Here is an 18,224-nt window from a genome sequence, read left to right on the forward strand (position 1 = left end):
ACATCAGTGTGAGCGATGGCACCACAACAGAAACGTTCATCGCGACAGTACAAGCTGACGGCAGTTGGTCAGCAGATGTACCAACAGCATTAGCTGATGGAGAGCTGACCATTGAAGCCAGCGTGAGCGATAGCGCAGGCAACACTACCACATTGAGTGAAAGTGCGACGATTGATACGAATGCGCCCAGTATTAATATCAACGCATTAATGGATACAAATGATACAACGCCTAATGTAAGTGGTACTAGCAGTGCGGTTAATGGCACAACCGTAAGTTTAAGTTTTACAGACAGTGCGAATAACACAACCACCGAAACAACGACGGTTACAGACGGTGTATGGAGTATAGAAGCGCCTGTTGATTTAGCTGAAGGCAGCTATGAGGTTACAGCGAGTGTTACTGATGGAAGTGGTAATACAAGCACAGCAATAGAAAATGGCGTTATCGATACTACGATTCCTAATATAGCAGTAAGTGATCTAGATGTTTCGAATGACACCACTCCAACGATCACAGGTATCGCGAATGCACCGCAAGGTAGCACTGTGACAGTTGAAATCACCGACAGCAATAACGTTACTCATACGGTTACAACTTCGCTCGGGGCTAATGGCACCTGGAGTGTGGCCGCCTCACAAGTACTGGCTGAAGGCAGTTATACAGTAAGTGCAAGCGTAAGTGATGCAGCGGGTAACGCCGCGAACGCCACCGGCGTAGGAGAAGTAGATACCATTGCACCGACACTTGAGCTAACCAGCCCAGGTTCAAGTAACGACGTAACCCCAACCTTAAGTGGTACCAGTGATGCCGTTGAAGGCACCGTGATCACCTTTACTGTTACAGATGATTTAGGGGCCGAGCAAACGTTCACCACCACAGTGGATGCTGATGGCAACTTCTCAGTAGAAGTACCGACTGCATTGGCCGAAGGCCCTTACAGCATCGAAGCGACTATTAGCGATGCAGCGGGTAACGGCACCGATATTACTGGCAGTGGTAACATTGATACCACCGCACCAAGTGTGAGTGTGGATGCGCCAATACTCACTAACGACAGCACACCAAGAGTGACAGGCACCAGTGATGCACCAAACAGCACCATTACCGTCACCTTTACGGATGCGGACAATGCAGTTCAAACCATTGATGTACAAACGGATATCAACGGTGACTGGGGCGCGACACCAACGACTGATTTAGCTGAAGGCAACTACACTGTTAGTGCAAGCATTACTGATGCAGCGGGTAACACAGGCACAGGCACAGACAGTGGTGAAGTGGATGTAACCCCACCAGATCTGAGAATTATTCCTGCATTTGCAACAGGGAATTTAGTTTCACTTTCGGGAGAGTCGGATTTACCAGAAGGTTCAGTGATCACAATTACTCAGTATTTAGTAGGTGGCGCTGCAGGCGCCACTTACACTGCTGCGACAAATGCTGATGGCTCATGGGGTGTTGCAAATATAACAGTTCCCTTACTTGGTCTTGCTTATGTAACAGCAAGTGCAAGTGATGCCGCGGGTAACGTTGTTACTGTTAACTCGCTTGATTTTGATAACGAAGCACCAGCGCTCACAGTGTCGGTTGATGCCTTATCGAACGATGCTACGCCTGTAATTTCTGGCGTCACTGATATGGAGGAGGGGGCTGCGATACAACTTACCGTTGTTGATAGTGCTGGGCAGAGTCAAGAATTTACGGCTATTGTTCAAGCAAATGGAGGTTGGTCTGTTGAAGTACCAACAGAACTCTCACAAGGTCAGTACACTGTAACTGCAGAGGTAAGTGATGAAGTTGGTAATTTAACTAGTGAGCAAGCACAAGGTGAGATAGACAGTATTGGACCAACTCTTAGTGTTAATCCTATTGATACTACAGCAGATATAACACCTACAATTTCGGGTACGAGTGACGAAATTGGTGCTGATGTAACTATTATTATTGGCGGCCAAACACTAATAGCCAAAGTGGGTACTGATGGTAATTGGCAAGTAGATGTACCTTTTGCACTTGCTGATGGTGATTATACGGCGCAAGTAAGTATTACCGATGATGCTAATAATACCAGCAGCACGACTATTGATTTAACAATTGATACCCAAGTGCCTGTTGTTGCACTTAATAATATAACTGTATTTAACACCGATACACCCATTATAAGTGGTACTTCAACTGAACCACAGGGGACAGTGGTCGATATAGTCATCACAGATAGTAATAATGACACACACATTTTAACTGCAATAGTTGATGCTAACGGCGATTGGCAAGTTACAGCGCCAAGCTTACCGAATGGAAGTTATAATGTAGGGGTAAGTATTACTGATGACGCTGGTAATACAGGCTCCGATACAGGTTCGAGTTTTGTTGATACTCAAGCACCAAGTATTACTATAAATGCATTAGGTACAATTAATAACAGCACGCCAACTATTTCAGGTACATCCAATGAACCTGAAAACACGAGTATTACAGTAACAGTGACCGATGGAGATAGTACCGAGACTTACACAACAGCCGTTGACGCGGGAGGTGATTGGAGTGTAGATATAACCGATGCACTAACTGATGGTGAAGTTATAGTTTCTGCAACTATTGTCGATACCGCAGGTAATAGTGCTTCAGCAAATGCTACCGCAACGCTAAATACTAATGCGCCTACAATCAACATTAATACAATTGTTGATACGAACGATCAAACACCAGCAATATCAGGCACAAGTAGTGCGGCAGATAACACAGAAATTACGGTCGTTATAACTGACGTTAATAACGTTTCATATACTGTAACTACTTCGGTAGTAGGCGGGATTTGGAGTGTTGATGCGACAAGTATTCTTCCTGAAGGCGAGTTTACTGTTTCGGCAAGTGTAACTGAAGGAGGCTTAACGAGTAATGCAACGGGCGGTGGTGTTATTGATTTAACAGCACCAGCGCTTAGTATTACACCGCTTGTAACTTCAAATGACACAACTCCAACTATTTCAGGTACAACCACTGCACCACAGGGCGCATTAGTTATTATTTTAATCACTGATAGCTTAGGTGCAGAGCAAACGGTTAATGCTACTGTTGGTGCAAATGGCATATGGTCAGTCGCAGCAAGTACAGAATTGAGCGAGGGTACTTACACTGTTTCAGCTTCAACCACAGACACTGCCGGTAACCCTGTAAACACAAGTACTACAGGGGTAGTTGATATAACCGCGCCAGTTGTAACTATTAATAATATTGTTGGAATTACAGATCTAACCCCAATTATTTCGGGAAGTGTGACAGGTGCCTCGATAGGTGATGCTGTTGCAGTGGTATTCACCGATGCACAAGGTAACGAGCACACGGTGAATACAACGATAAAAGCAGGTGGTGTATGGTCTGTCGAGGCAACTAGCTCTCTATCACAAGGGGATTATTCAGTTGAAGTCTCTGTTACTGATAGCGCGGGTAATACCGGGAATACAACAAATACAGCAACTATCGATACAATTGCTCCTGAAATTAGTATTAATCAAAGTTCATTAATACTGACCCAAGATAGCACACCGCTAATTACAGGCACGTCTAACGAGGCAAATACAAACGTTATTGTTACCTTTACTGATTCTGCTGGAGTTTCTCATCAAATGACCGTTCAAACCGATGGCAATGGAGACTGGCAAGCGGCTGCTGATAATATTTTAGCTGACGGTGTTTACAGTGTTAGTGCAACTATTAGCGATACTGCGGGCAATACTTCGGTCGATAATAAAACAGGTGGCGAGGTTGATACCGTTGGACCAGAGCTAACAATTGTTCCTTCGTTTTTAGTCGGAGGGTTATTATCACTATCGGGTACATCTGATTTGGGCCCCAATGAAACTGTAACTGTAACAACTAGACTGGCAGGAAGTTTAGTTGATAGTACTTATGAAGTACTAACTGATGCTAATGGAGATTGGGAATTACTTGGCCTTACAATTAATATTATAGGCTTGTCAACAGTCACTGCATCAGCTACAGATGAAGCGGGTAATACAACAACTATAACAACAGCAGATATAGATAACACAACGCCGGTACTCGATGCAGTAGTTAACTTTGTAACTGGAGAGGGGGATTTACCAATAATAAGCGGTACGACCGACCAAGCACCAGGCACGGAAGTGTTAGTTAGAGTGGTAGATAGCGATAATGCAGTACAAGAGCTAGTTGCTATAGTGCAAGCCGATAATACGTGGGCTGTGCAGGTTCCTCAATCATTGGCTGAAGGTACATATAGCGTAACCGTAGATATAGTAAATGAGGTTGGTTTAACAACAACAATCTTATTGACCAAGGTTGTAGATACATTATCTCCTAGCTTAGGCTTAGAAGTTATTGGCACAACATCAGATTCAACGCCAATAATTCAAGGTACTAGTGATTTAATTAACGGCACTGTAAAAATTCAGCTTGATGATGGTTCAATAGTCGAGACGACAGTTAATGCTGCTGGGATATTCACACTTCAACTAGACGCACTAACTCAAGGGCAACACGTTGCGAATGTGAGTATTACCGATGATGCAGGAAACGTAGTTACCGATACTCTCGAGTTTGTAGTTGATTCATTAGTACCAGTTGTGAGTATTCTACCTTTGAGCATCAGCAACACCGATATACTAGAGCTTTCAGGTTCATCATCAGAAGCACCAGGTACAGATATTGATGTAACTGTTATTGGCAGTAATGGTGGTGAAACAGTTTTCGATGCAGTTGTTGGTAGCGATGGCAAGTGGTCTTTAGTAACAACTAGCCTATTAGATGGTGTTTATAATGTGTATGCGAGTATAACTGATGCTGCAGGTAATACTGGGCAATCACTCATTGAGCAAGTGACTATAGATACCATTCCACCTGCGTTAGAAATAGATGCGTTTGGAGTACTTAATACTTTAACACCAACAATTACAGGCTCTAGCGATGAAGAAGTAGGGAGTTTAATTACAGTAAATATCACTGACTCAACAGGTGGTGTACAAACAGTAACAACTACTGTTCTGGGAGATAGTACTTGGTCTGTCATTGCTCCTTTATTACCTGAAGGAGAAATTACAGTTGAAGCTATAAGTACTGATGACGCGGGTAATATCGCAACAATAACGCAAACAGGTACAGTGAGTACGATCTTGCCAAGCTTATTGATAAACCCAATAATTGATACAAGCGACACAACACCTTCGATTACTGGCACTACCGACGTATTAAATGGCGATGTGGAAGTTGTTATAACCGATAGTAGCGGTACAGCAACTACTTACAACACACAGGCTGTTACGGGTATATGGGTGTTAATACCTAATATTCCATTAGCAGAAGGCACTTTTACAGTGACTGCTACGGTTGAAAATTTAGGTGGTACAAGTACTACAAGCCTTGATGGCGTAATTGATTTAACACCGCCAACAATTGAAATTGATCAGTTAGCAGTTACTAATAATCCACTACCTACCATTGAAGGTACAAGTGATGCACCAGCAGGTACAACTCTAAGCGTGGTTATTACTGATGCTAATAACGATTCACAAACTATTACTGCTCAAGTTGCAAGCTATGGTACATGGTCAGTAATAGCGACCACCGCATTAAGTGAAGGTAGCTTTAGTGCAACAGCCTCAATAAGCGATACAGCGGGTAACTCTGCTAGCGATACTATGGTCTCAAGTACAGACTACACAGCGCCAACTGTAGTCATAGATCCAATTATTGTTGTAGGGCAAGATACAACACCTACTGTTACGGGGTCAGTTACTGGAAGCTTTGCAGGTGCGGCTGTGATAGTTATGTTTACTGATTCAGCAGGCGCCACTCATAATGTTGAAAAAACAGTTGGTCCTGATGGAACTTGGAGTGTGACCTCAGCAGAAGTACTCCCTGAGGGTAACTACAGCGTAGATGTAAGCATTGCTGATGGTGCAGGTAATATCGGTACGCAATCCACAAGTAGCGCAATTGACTCAGGTATTACAATTGACTCAGGGTTAGTACTAACAGCAGAGCAAACACCTCTTGTTACGGGGACTGCTGGCGCAGGTGAAACTATATTAGTCACCTTTAGCGGTCCAACAGAAGTCACTAAACAGGTAACTGCTAACTCATCCGGTGCATGGAGTGCTTCGCCAGATACAGATTTAGTTGACGGCGCGTACACTGTAACAGCTGTCGCAACTGATACATCAGGTAATACAACTTCGAGCGGTAGTTTATCTGGATTAGTTGTTGATACAACGCCAATCAACTTTACGGTAGAACCTGAGTACTTACTTAATTTATTCGGTATAGGGATATTGGTTGGTTACGAAGGTACATCTGATGGTGGTGAGGGAAGTAAAGTCTATATTTCCGACTCATTAGTTTTAGGCATTGATTTAGCATTAACTTCAGCGCCATATGCAGTTGTAGATGCTCAAGGTAATTGGGACTCTACTAATTTAGATCTGAATCTTTTAGGTTTACTGGGGACAGGTCTTGAAAATACGTATTTCTATACTGTGGACGAAGCCGGTAACTATCAAGTTAAAAATGGTAATGATGTATTTTTAGAGTCAGGCAATATTTACGATAATGGAGCAAGCGCAGCTTCTGGCGACACAATCCCTGAATCATTTAGCGAAGAGTCAGCATTGGGTGATACACAAGGTGATGGAGTGTTAAACACCGAAACCATCAATTTAGAAAATGTAGGAACAATGGTAAGCACGCCAGAGCAGGTGGTAGAAGTTGGTGAAGCAGAACCGCTAAGTATAAACGACGTAATAATTGACTCTGAAACAGAGCAGTTAGTTGCTTTAAACAGCTTACTTGATGAAGAAGGTTCTGCAATTATTTATAGCACGGCACAAAGTGGGGGAAGTATTGACGATACCACGCCAGCAGCGGATGTTCAAAACCAGTCAGAGGAAATGATTAAGCACTTAATCGAAAATGGTAATAACCAGACAGATACTTAATATCAATTAAGTCTTCTCAATTATCATTGAGAAGACTTACAGCCATCCGATAGTAAATGCTTAGTCGAGCTTATTTGCAGCTTTATGAAGGAATAAAAAACATTGAGGCTTTTTAACATTAATCTTAGTTTAAGCTTTTAAGTTATGAACAAGCTTATTCTCGGTGTTTACGGACTTACCAGCTTGATCGTAGGTCATTGATTTCGGTGTGCCAATTAATATTTCTTTCAATTGTTTAACACTCAGTTGTGCTTGGCGAGCAGCATGGGCATTTACATTATTTTGCTTTTGGCATTCTACAAGTTGCGTTTTAACTTTAGTAATTAACTCAGCAATCTCTGGATTCTGAAGTTCATTACTAGCAATTAGTTTTTTTAGGTCTTTGTCAAGAGCGCTTAGCTTAGTTAAGAAAGACATTTTTTGTTGGGCAATTTCTTTTAAACCTTCACCACGACGAGATGCTATTGCATTAAGCTCATCATTTAGTAAAGATTGCATTGACTCCAAACAATTAATTTGTTCGTTTAATTTTATGGTTATTAAAGCGTTATGATTAGCCATATACATCAAACTCAAAGTCAGCTAAATTTTTAGCAAGTTTCTCGCTATCAATTTGATATTTACCTTCAGAAATAGCCTTTTTTAATTCAGCCACTTTACTGCTATCAAAACCTGAAGATTGCTCTGCCTTATCTTGCAATGTTTTTAGTTTAATAGCTTGTGGGGTTAAGCTTACTGAGTCACTAGCAGTTTTAGGGGCTGCTGATTGAGCAGTTTGTAAATTGATATTGTCTTTTTTTAAATCAAACTGTTTATTGGTGCTAGCCAAAGCACTTGCTTGTTGATTACTTTTATTAACTTGATTGACCATAATAGAAACCTGTATATTACCCAGCATATTTTAAGTGTATCGGCATTGACAAAGAATACTTTAATATAAATTAAATATTTACTTTCACGGACTCTACACCGTCCACACGTGCATTTAAAATCTTACCTGTTTTTTTATTCTCAACTTGAATCTGTTCACCAAGAGTACCGTCCTCTAATGCTACACCTGATGTTTTAATTTTTAATCCTCGAAGACTCGCGTATATATTAACAGAATCCCCCTTACAAACCATACACACTTGGTTTAATAATACAGGCGTACCTCTTTGTAAGTTTCGTTTACTCCGGCTACCGACTAAAATTTTAGGGTCATTTAAATATTGAGCTCTAATAAAGTGTATCTTTTTCATTTCTATACTTAAATGGCTGCTTGTAATAATCTCCCCTCGAGCTAAGTTTTCATTTACAATCACAACTGGAGCCATTTCTTCAACTCTTACATGCACATACTGAGCCCAACTTTGGGTGTCGTTACACTTGATTTGCAAAGTGATTTGACGATTAAATGGAGGGGGGTTAGGAATTGATAATTCAAGATCTGTCAAGCAAGTTCTATCAGGTATGCGGCTGTCTAATGGAAGTGCGCTGAGTTGGATTTTTTTATTATCAAGGTCATTAATTTGTGTTGCCACATATGAAATAGCCATATTTTGTAGCAAATCTTTATCAAATACTTTAGCTTGTAGATTCCAAGCGAAGCAGATACTAGTAACAAAATAAAAAACACTGTATCTTTTAATTTTTTTTAACAAACTCATAATGTTTCAACTATGCTTATGGTTTCGGACAGGATATAAATTATAATTATTTAGCGTCAAAAAACAGGCGCGTTTATGATTATAATGTAGTTATATTAACTTAAAGCAAGTATCATTCCGTTATATATGTTTTCTTCAGGAGATTTTAATGGCAGGCATTTTAGACTCAGTGAACCAGCGAACTCAGTTGGTTGGGCAAAACCGTCTTGAGCTACTTTTATTTAAGCTCAGAGGTCGCCAGCGTTTTGGTATTAACGTTTTTAAAGTAAGAGAAGTACTACAGTGCCCTTCTCTTACAAGCATGCCAAAATCAAATGCTTATATCCGTGGTGTTGCACACATTAGAGGGCAAACTATTTCGGTTATTGATTTATCCATGGCTGTAGGTGGAAGACCTATTGAAAACATACAAGATAGTTTTATTATAATTGCAGAATATAATCGAACGGTTCAAGGTTTTTTGGTTGGGGGTGTAGAGCGTATTGTTAATATGAATTGGGAGAAAATAATGCCACCTCCTTCAGGAGCTGGTCGTTACTCCTATTTAACCGCAGTAACAGAAATAGAAAATGAGCTAGTCGAAATTTTAGATGTTGAGAAAATTCTGAACGAAATTTGCCCAGTTAGCACGGAAGTAAGTGTTGACGTTGCAAGTAGTGGCGATATCCAAAAGGATTTAGGCGAACGAATCGTGTTTATTGCTGACGATTCTGCGGTAGCACGAAATCAAGTTAAGCGAGCATTAGAGCCTTTAGGGGTGCAAATTGAGCTAGCTAAAAATGGTAAAGAGGCATTAGTAAGATTAAAAGAAATAGCTGAACTTGATTGTAATAATAATGTTACTGAGCGTGTTGCATTACTTATTTCTGATGTTGAGATGCCTGAAATGGATGGTTATACACTAACTGCTGAAATAAAAGCTGATCCTAAATTAGCTCCATTACACGTTATTTTACATACATCTTTAAGTGGTGTTTTCAATCAGGCAATGATAGAAAAGGTAGGCGCTGATGATTTTATTGCTAAGTTTAATCCTGATGAATTGGCAACAGCTGTAAAAAAATGGGTTAATTGTGATTAATTTTAAAAGGTGGTCTTAATTTGAATAATAAAGATCTACAGCAAGCTGAATACGATCAATTCCGTTCGTTTTTAGAGCAGCAATGTGGCATCGTATTAGGCGAGAATAAGCAGTACTTAGTCAAAAGCAGACTTTCTCCACTGATGACTCGATTTGGAGTTGGATCTTTATCTGAATTAGTTAGCAAAACGTTGGGGCTACATGAGCGGCAGCTTCGCGCCGCTGTTGTTGATGCTATGACCACAAACGAGACTCTATGGTTCAGAGATCAATATCCATTTGAGTTATTAAAAAATAAATTATTCCCCGAGTTTGGCGGTTTAAACAGGCCATTGAAAATTTGGTCGGCGGCAAGCTCGTCAGGTCAGGAACCTTATTCAATTGCGATGTCCATAGCTGAGTTCCAAAGCCAAAAGCCAGGTGGGCTTCGTATGGGGGCGCAGGTTATTGGTACTGATATCTCTAATACAATGCTAGATATGTGCAAAAATGCAGAGTATGACTCATTAGCCTTGGCCCGTGGCTTATCTGCGGAACGGCGTAAAAAGTTTTTTAAAGATAGTGGCAACGGAATGGCGCAGGTAAATGATGCAATTAAAAAGTACGTTAGTTTTAGGCATTTAAACTTACTTGATTCTTATACCCTAATGGGGAAATTTGATATTATTTTTTGTCGTAATGTATTGATTTACTTTTCACCGGAAGTTAAAGCTAAAATTATTAGCCAATTTTCTCAAGCTTTAAATCCTAGAGGTTATTTATTTTTAGGAGCATCAGAGTCGATGTCTGGGTTGAGTGATGAGTTCGATATGGTTAGATGTAACCCTGGTATTATTTATAGAAAAAAATAAAGACCTCCCATTTCTCTTCTATAAAACGACACTTCTGTGTCGTTTTTCTTTTTAATATATGAGCTTACAATAATCGTTTGTATCTCAAAGTAAGTGGCTTAATTTTTGCTTTAATCTACAGTAAGTCAATTTATTGGAGATAGTTATGGCCATCGGTTTTGATAAAGCACTCGGTGTGCATCCAAATGCCATGTTAATACGTTCACAACGTGCAGAAGTGCTCGCGACAAACATCGCAAATGCAGATACGCCAGGTTATAAAGCGAAAGATATTGATTTTGCTTCTGAGCTAAAAGCGGCAAAGTCGAACCAGTTAAGCGGCAATATGATGGTCCGAACCAATGAAAGACACATTGCTGGTGGGACTAGAATGGTTGGTGGTGGTGAATTATTTCGCGTTCCAAATCAACCGGATACGGGTGATGAGAACTCTGTTGATATACAGGTGGAACGGAACTTGTATACTCAGAATGCTATGGAGTATCAAGCCAGCTTACAGTTTTTAACTGGGCGATTTAAAGGCTTGAATAAAGCCCTCGGTAGTCAAGGAGCCTAACAATGAGTTTATATAACGTTTTTGATATATCTGGTTCGGCAATGAGCGCGCAAAATGTACGCTTAAATACCACAGCTAGTAACATATCTAATGCAAATACCATTAGTTCTTCTCAAGATAAAACGTACCGAGCGCGACAACCTGTGTTTGCTGCAGAGTTAACGAAAGCTTCTGCTTCAGCAAGTAACCCACAGGGCTCCTCTGTTGGCGTTAAAGTTTTGGGGATTGTTGAGAGTAACAAGCCACTGCAAATTGAATATAACCCTAATCATCCTAGTGCCGATGAAAATGGATATATCTATAAACCTAACGTTAATGTTGTTGAAGAGATGGCGAATATGATATCGGCATCTCGTTCTTATCAAACAAATGTTCAAATTGCTGATACAGCGAAACAGATGTTAAGCAAAACACTGTTGCTAGGGCAGCGGTAACGAGGGTAGGTTATGAGTAATGATATTAGTACGTCTTCATCTTATTTAGATTCATTGCGGTGGCAGGATAATCAAGTTGATACAGAAGAGAAAAGTGATGCATTAACTCAAGAAGATTTCTTCTCGTTATTGACGCAGCAATTATCTTTTCAGGACCCTAGTAATCCTGCAGACAATGATCAAATGATTTCACAGATGACAAGTTTTACTATGGCCGAAGGGATTTCAAATTTGAATTCAAAGTTTGATTCTCTTGCAGCTTCTATGACCTCTAATTCAGCGCTTCAGGCCTCAACTTTAGTTGGTAAGCAAGCCCTGTTGGAGTCAAATTCCTTAGAACTTAATGATACTGGTGAAGCGAAGGGGTCTATCGTTGCTGAAAGTTCTGTTGAAAGTTTAAAGCTTAGTATTACTGATGCTTCAGGGCAATTGGTTAGAAGCATCGATTTAGGAGCTCAGCCCGCTGGACCGGTTCGCTTTGCATGGGATGGTAAAAATGAAGCTGGTGAACGTTTACCTGAAGGGGAATACAGCGTAAAGGCCGAAGGGAGCACTAATGGTGAGTTCTCTAGTTTACCTATCGCTACATTTAAAAATATTGAAAGTGTTAATATAAATGGAGCAAGCGGTATTATTATTAATACAAGTGAAGGTGCAGTTAGGCTGACGGATGTCGCAGAAATTGCATAAAGAATTATAAGTTTAACTTTGCCTTATTGAAGGCTAATTGACAGGTTAAAGGTGAATTATGAGTTTTAATATTGCATTAACCGGCCTAGCTGCCGCGCAAAAAGATTTAGACGTAACAGCAAATAATATTGCAAACGTTAATACAACAGGTTTTAAAGAGTCTCGCGCTGAATTTGCTGATGTGTACGCAACATCTATATTCAGCAATAGCAAAACTAAAAGTGGTGATGGTGTACAAACAACTATGGTGGCTCAGCAGTTCCATCAAGGTTCGTTGCAATTTACAAATAACTCACTTGATTTAGCTATCACTGGTGACGGCTATTTTGCTACAACTTCAGATATCGGTTCACAAGATTTTAGTTACACGCGTGCGGGGGCATTTAAGTTAGATAAAGATAATTTTGTGGTTGACTCAAAAGGAAATTATTTACAGAGTTTTCCAGTTGATCCAGATAGTGGTGATACTACATCAGTAAGTTTAAGTACATCATCAGCGCTGCAAATCCCAGATACTTCAGGTTCACCGCGTGCAACATCTAATGTTTACACTTCTTTTAATGTTGATTCTCGTGAAGATGTGAAAACAGTGCCTTTTGATGCAACTGATAATACGACTTATAATTCATCTACATCTACGACTATATATGATTCACTTGGTGAACCGCATATTTTGCAATACTTCTTTGTTAAAACTAATGCAAATGAGTGGCAAGTGCATGGTACATTAGATAAAACTCCTTTTGATAATACAGGTGCTGCTGCAGCAACACCGACTCCACTAAGTACCTTTGGTTTTGATGCCAGTGGTATACCAGCAACCACAGACGGTGTTCCTAATGTGGGTAACACATTTAATGACGTAGACTTAACAGGAGCAAATTTAACTGGTTTGTTAAGTAATGGCGCACAATTTAGCGACGTTAAAATAAATTGGAGTGATAGCGCAGGGACAACCAATAAAACTCCAACTCAATATGCTAGTATCTTTGAGGTTAAAGCATTAGAGCAAGATGGTGCTACAGTAGGGCGATTAGCTGGAATTGAAATTGGCACAGATGGGAAGGTGGTCGCTTCATATAGTAATGGTGATGAAACCTTCCTTGGTCAAGTTGCAATGGTACGTTTTGCTAATTCTCAAGGGTTAAAGCAAGTGGGGAATACAGCTTGGAAAGAAAGTATTACCTCTGGAGAACCAATAGCTGGTGAACCAGGATCTGGGACTTTGGGTAATATAAATTCATCTGCACTAGAGCAGTCAAATACTAACCTAACAAATGAGCTTGTAGATTTAATTAGTGCCCAACGTAACTATCAAGCAAATTCACGAGCGTTGGAAGTTAACTCTACAATTCAGCAGAGCATTCTACAAATAAGATAATTTATATTTTCCATTGATATAACATTACTGGCCGCTATTAAGCGGCCTTTTTATTAGATGTTATAAAAAGTCGTCAAATTTACTTGGCATCTATTTTGCATTTGCTAATTAGATGTTTTTATATATGAGTCGATGTTATGGACAAAATGGTTTATATAGCTGCGTCAGGAGCTAAGCAAAGCCTGACAGGGTTAGCACTTAAAGCCAATAATTTGGCGAATGCGAACACTACGGGTTTTAAATCTGATTTTGCTCAAGCACGTTCTATGCAAGCGTTTGGTGAAGGCTTGCCGACTCGTGTATTTTCTATGCAAGAACGACCTGGTTCAGACATGACATCAGGTGGGATTATAGAAACAGGCCGAGACTTGGATATAGCGATGAGCGATAACGCATGGCTTAGTGTCCAGGATGCATCTGGTAATGAAGCATACACCAAGGCCGGCACTCTCAATATCACAGCTGAAGGTATTCTTCAAACAAGCCATGGCCGTCAAGTTATTGGAGAAGGTGGTCCAATAATATTACCTGTTCCAATTGAAAAAATTGAATTTAGTAAAGACGGTACGATTCAAGTTCGCCCTCAAGGCGCGCCGGCTACTTTTTTAGAGAATGTAGATCGTTTAAAGGTCGTAGAGGCAAGTAGTCGTCAGCTTGAGAAAGGTAACGATGGCTTATTTAGGCCTAAGCCAAATGAAGAAGTTGCAGTATCAGCAAATGTGCAGGTATTAGGCGGTACGCTTGAAATGTCTAATGTAAACCCTGTCCATGAAATGGTTGATATGATTAACCATCAACGCCAATTTGAACTACAAGTAAAGCTAATGAAAACAGCAGAAGAAATTGATGAACGTCAAGATCAATTGCTACGCATAGTTTAACTTTTAAATGAGGATACTATTATGAATCCAGCATTATGGATTAGTAAAACAGGGCTCGATGCTCAACAAACAGATATTTCTGTTATTTCAAATAATTTAGCTAATGCTAGTACGGTAGGTTATAAAAAAAGCCGAGCTGTATTTGAGGATTTACTCTATCAAAATGTAAATCAACCAGGTGGGCGTTCATCTCAAGATACTGAAATGCCTTCGGGGTTAATGCTTGGTGCTGGTACCAAAGTAGTGGCAAATCAAAAAAACTTTTCTCAAGGTAATATGCTAACTACCGAAAACTCCTTAGATTGGATGATTTCAGGAGAAGGTTTTTTTGAAGTTCTGCAACCTGACGGTAATATAGCATATTCAAGAAATGGGCAGTTTACCACTGATGGTGATGGGCGAATAGTTACCTCTGGAGCGGGTTTCGTTATTCAGCCTGAGATGAATGTTCCTGATGATGCAAAATCTATTACTGTTTCTCAAGATGGGGAAGTATCTGTAAGTGTGGCAGGGCAGGCAGAGAATGTTGTTATAGGCCAGCTAACAATTAGTGATTTTATTAACCCTTCTGGCTTAGAACCTATTGGCCAAAACCTTTATACTGAAACAGCTGTAAGTGGTGCCCCTGTACAGGGTAATCCTGGAGTAGAAGGGCTTGGAACTATTGTGCAAGGGTCTTTAGAAACATCAAACGTTAATGTGACAGAAGAGTTAGTAAATCTTATCGAGACTCAGCGCATTTACGAGATGAACTCAAAAGTAATTTCAGCTGTTGATGAGATGATGAGTTATATTAATCAGCAGTTATAAGGTTTGGGGAAAAATATGCGTAATATTATGTTATTTGCAGCAGGTACTTTACTTTTAAGTGGCTGTGTATCAACACAAAACAATGAGGTTGTTCAAGATGATCCTTATTATGCCCCAATGTACCCTGAGCCTAGTATAGAACCAGTAGTCGCAACCGGGTCACTATTTAATACAAATGTGTCTAATGATTTATACGCAGACAGAAAAGCTCTACGTACAGGTGACATTATTACAGTTAAATTACAGGAATCGACTCAAGCGACTAAAGCCGCAAAAACTGAAACCGATAAGCAATCTGATTCAAGCTTAGACCCTGTAATCGGTTTAGGGGGATTACCTGTTAATATTGGTGGTGATAGTATTCAATTTGGAATTAGTAGTGATTCTTCTTTTACGGGAGATTCAAAGTCGAATCAGTCAAATAGTTTAGTAGGTGATATATCCGTTAATGTGATGCGCGTTTTACCAAACGGCAACTTAGTTATACGTGGGGAAAAATGGCTAACTCTGAATACTGGTGAGGAGTTTATTCGCTTAGAAGGATTGGTTCGTCCTCAAGATGTAACTTCAGATAATACTGTAGAGTCAAATCGAATAGCCAATGCACGTATTCAGTATTCCGGAAAAGGGCAAGGCCAAGAGATGCAAAGTGCGGGTTGGCTAACGCGATTTTTTAGCAGCTCGCTTTTTCCCTTTTAGAGGACGTTATATATGAGTGGATTTAAAGTCTTTTGTTTAGTAATTTTATTAGGTTTTCACTTTTCAGTCAGTGCGGAGCGTATTAAAGATGTATCTATGGTTGAGGGCGTTCGTTCTAATCAACTTGTAGGCTATGGTTTAGTTGTGGGGCTTCCTGGTACTGGAGAGCAAAGTAAATTTACACAGCAAAGCTTTAAAGGGATGCTGAGTAACTTTGGAATTACGTTACCATCAAATTTAAGTCCCAAAATTAAAAATGTCGCTGCGGTGGCTGTGCATGCTGAGCTGCCTGCTTTTAGAAAGCCAGGACAAACTATTGACATTACTGTTTCATCGATAGGTAGTGCAGGTAGTTTACGTGGTGGAACTTTGCTTCAAACTTTCTTAAAAGGTGTTGATGGGAATATATATGCCATAGCACAAGGTAGTCTTATTGTGGGAGGTTTTGGCGCCGAAGGATTAGATGGTAGTAAAGTTGTCATGAATACACCTACTGTTGGGCGCATACCAAATGGAGCCACGGTTGAACGGACTGTTAATAGTCCATTTATGCAAGGTGATTACATAACTTTCAACTTAAATCGTCCTGACTTCACAACGGCAAAGCGTTTAGAAAAAACGATTAATGACTTGGTTGGCCCAAACAGTGCACAGGCACTTGACTCAGTATCAGTGCGTGTTTTAGCTCCTCGCGATGCTTCACAGCGTGTATCATATTTATCAACACTCGAAAATCTAGAATTTAAACCTGCGGATATGGCTGCAAAAATTATTGTTAATTCACGTACCGGTACGATTGTTATTGGTAAAAATGTGAAGCTTCAGCCTGCGGCTATTACTCATGGAGGATTAACGGTAACGATAGCAGAACAACAGAATGTAGCACAGCCAAATCCATTGAGTGAGGGGGAGACTGTAGTTACTCAACAAAGCATTATTGATGTAAATCAAGATGACTCGCGGGCATTTGTATTTAACCCTGGGGTAAGCTTAGATGATTTAGTGCGTGCAATCAATGAAGTAGGTGCAGCACCAGGTGATTTAATGGCTATTCTTGAGGCGTTGAAAGAAGCTGGAGCCATTAATGGCCAGTTAGTTGTCATATAAAGTACTAAATCAGCTCTAGCTAACTCTAGGCTAGGGCTAAGAACACACCTCTTTATACTCTCCACTCATTAAGTGGCTCAATACTTGCATAGTTATTGGTATTATTCATTTTTGTGTCAAAAAGCTGATGGAAACAAATCATCTAGATAAACAGAACTTTTTTGATTTAGGTAATTTAAATGCGCTGCGCTCTGAAGCTTTAAATAGTGGAGATGCATCGACAGATGCATCTAAAGCAGCGCTGAAAAAAGCCGCTGCACAATTTGAAGCCATCTTTACACAAATGCTACTTAAAAGTATGCGTAAAGCAAATGAAGCATTTGAGGATAAAGATAGCCCATTTAATTCCAGTAGTGTTAAATATTTTGAAGACATGCATGATCAGCAATTATCTACGGAACTTTCTTCGAATGGTTCATTAGGCTTAGCAGACTTAATTGTTCAACAACTATCTCCTGATGGCAAAAAATTCGTTCCAGCTTCTGTAATCCGTTCAAGCAATGAATTATTAAGTGACAATAGAATGAGAGGAGTCCCCTCCGCAGAGCTTAGTAAAAATGAAACCGAGACTGTGAGTGCTGAAAGTGGAAGCTCCACCGGAAATAACCCTACATTTGAAACTGCTGAAAAATTTGTTAGTTCTGTATGGGAGCATGCTAAATCTGCAGCCAAAAAAATCGGATTAAACCCTGCTGTAATGGTTGCACAAGCTGCTTTAGAGACTGGGTGGGGGAAATATATAATTAATAAAAGCGATGGAAGTAGCTCGAATAACTTATTCAACATTAAATCAGATAAAAGCTGGGAAGGTGAAAAAGCAAGTAAAGTTACACTGGAGTTTGAGCAAGGGGCTGCAATTAAAAAACAGGCTAGTTTTAGAGCTTACAATTCTGTTGAAGAAAGCGTAAATGATTTCGTTGATTTTTTGAAACAAAACCCGCGTTATCAAGATGCATTAAAAAATACAGCCAAGCCTTCCGAGTTTTTAGATTCTTTACAAAAAGCAGGTTATGCAACTGATCCAAACTATGCCAATAAAATAAAAAAATTACTTAGTAGCAGTGAGTTAAAAGATATTGCGAAAAATGTGATTCATCAAGGAGTAGACTAA

Annotated in this window: 15 protein-coding genes; 12 read left to right on the forward strand and 3 right to left on the reverse strand. The window is 40.0% G+C overall.

Translation table 11 applies throughout. The annotated features are described in order from the left end of the window. The first annotated feature begins 8 nt into the window (after positions 1-8). Positions 9-6,974 carry an Ig-like domain-containing protein gene (locus tag V6260_RS06650; protein WP_341593256.1) on the forward strand — a complete coding sequence of 2,322 codons (6,966 nt, stop codon included), beginning with the start codon at positions 9-11 and terminating at the stop codon, positions 6,972-6,974. A 129-nt stretch (positions 6,975-7,103) separates the two neighbouring features. Here the strand turns inward: V6260_RS06650 and V6260_RS06655 are convergent, their stop codons facing one another. The 3 genes from V6260_RS06655 to flgA all read right to left on the reverse strand — a co-directional run bounded on the left by V6260_RS06655 (position 7,104) and on the right by flgA (position 8,623). Further along, positions 7,104-7,535: a flagellar protein FlgN gene (locus tag V6260_RS06655; protein ID WP_341593257.1), complete on the reverse strand. Its 432-nt coding sequence runs from the start codon at positions 7,533-7,535 to the stop codon at positions 7,104-7,106. Beyond that, complete coding sequence (flgM, locus tag V6260_RS06660; protein WP_341593258.1) at positions 7,528-7,845, reverse strand: flagellar biosynthesis anti-sigma factor FlgM; 318 nt, start codon at positions 7,843-7,845, stop codon at positions 7,528-7,530. Before flgM ends, V6260_RS06655 begins: the two co-directional genes overlap by 8 nt. 70 nt (positions 7,846-7,915) lie before the next feature. Next, positions 7,916-8,623, reverse strand: a complete 708-nt coding sequence (gene flgA / locus V6260_RS06665; RefSeq protein ID WP_341593259.1) for a flagellar basal body P-ring formation chaperone FlgA — start codon at positions 8,621-8,623, stop codon at positions 7,916-7,918. Positions 8,624-8,771: 148 nt separating this feature from the next. Between flgA and V6260_RS06670 the strand changes: the two genes are divergently transcribed. From V6260_RS06670 to flgJ, 11 genes are all read left to right on the forward strand, one after another. After that, positions 8,772-9,704, forward strand: coding sequence for a chemotaxis protein CheV (locus V6260_RS06670; RefSeq protein ID WP_341593260.1), 933 nt, complete (start codon positions 8,772-8,774; stop codon positions 9,702-9,704). A gap of 20 nt (positions 9,705-9,724) precedes the next feature. Further along, complete coding sequence (locus tag V6260_RS06675) at positions 9,725-10,555, forward strand: protein-glutamate O-methyltransferase CheR (protein WP_341593261.1); 831 nt, start codon at positions 9,725-9,727, stop codon at positions 10,553-10,555. Between the two features lie 145 nt (positions 10,556-10,700). Further along, positions 10,701-11,111 carry a flagellar basal body rod protein FlgB gene (flgB, locus tag V6260_RS06680; protein ID WP_341593262.1) on the forward strand — a complete coding sequence of 137 codons (411 nt, stop codon included), beginning with the start codon at positions 10,701-10,703 and terminating at the stop codon, positions 11,109-11,111. A 2-nt stretch (positions 11,112-11,113) separates the two neighbouring features. Beyond that, positions 11,114-11,545, forward strand: coding sequence for a flagellar basal body rod protein FlgC (gene flgC, locus V6260_RS06685; protein ID WP_341593263.1), 432 nt, complete (start codon positions 11,114-11,116; stop codon positions 11,543-11,545). A gap of 12 nt (positions 11,546-11,557) precedes the next feature. Then, positions 11,558-12,235, forward strand: a complete 678-nt coding sequence (locus V6260_RS06690) for a flagellar hook assembly protein FlgD (RefSeq protein ID WP_341593264.1) — start codon at positions 11,558-11,560, stop codon at positions 12,233-12,235. A 58-nt stretch (positions 12,236-12,293) separates the two neighbouring features. Next, on the forward strand, positions 12,294-13,616 hold the full coding sequence (gene flgE / locus V6260_RS06695) for a flagellar hook protein FlgE (protein WP_341593265.1): 1,323 nt from the start codon (positions 12,294-12,296) through the stop codon (positions 13,614-13,616). Between the two features lie 137 nt (positions 13,617-13,753). Beyond that, on the forward strand, positions 13,754-14,497 hold the full coding sequence (locus tag V6260_RS06700; protein ID WP_341593266.1) for a flagellar basal body rod protein FlgF: 744 nt from the start codon (positions 13,754-13,756) through the stop codon (positions 14,495-14,497). Between the two features lie 21 nt (positions 14,498-14,518). After that, positions 14,519-15,307 (forward strand): flagellar basal-body rod protein FlgG, encoded by a 789-nt coding sequence (gene flgG, locus V6260_RS06705; protein WP_341593267.1) that lies wholly within the window; start codon positions 14,519-14,521, stop codon positions 15,305-15,307. Positions 15,308-15,322: 15 nt separating this feature from the next. Beyond that, complete coding sequence (gene flgH / locus V6260_RS06710) at positions 15,323-16,006, forward strand: flagellar basal body L-ring protein FlgH (protein WP_341593268.1); 684 nt, start codon at positions 15,323-15,325, stop codon at positions 16,004-16,006. A 12-nt stretch (positions 16,007-16,018) separates the two neighbouring features. Further along, positions 16,019-17,113 carry a flagellar basal body P-ring protein FlgI gene (locus V6260_RS06715; protein ID WP_341593269.1) on the forward strand — a complete coding sequence of 365 codons (1,095 nt, stop codon included), beginning with the start codon at positions 16,019-16,021 and terminating at the stop codon, positions 17,111-17,113. A gap of 127 nt (positions 17,114-17,240) precedes the next feature. Next, positions 17,241-18,224, forward strand: a complete 984-nt coding sequence (gene flgJ, locus V6260_RS06720) for a flagellar assembly peptidoglycan hydrolase FlgJ (protein ID WP_341593270.1) — start codon at positions 17,241-17,243, stop codon at positions 18,222-18,224.

The organism is Pseudoalteromonas aliena, from assembly GCF_038155085.1.
In the GTDB taxonomy this organism is placed as follows: Bacteria; Pseudomonadota; Gammaproteobacteria; order Enterobacterales; family Alteromonadaceae; genus Pseudoalteromonas; species Pseudoalteromonas aliena_A.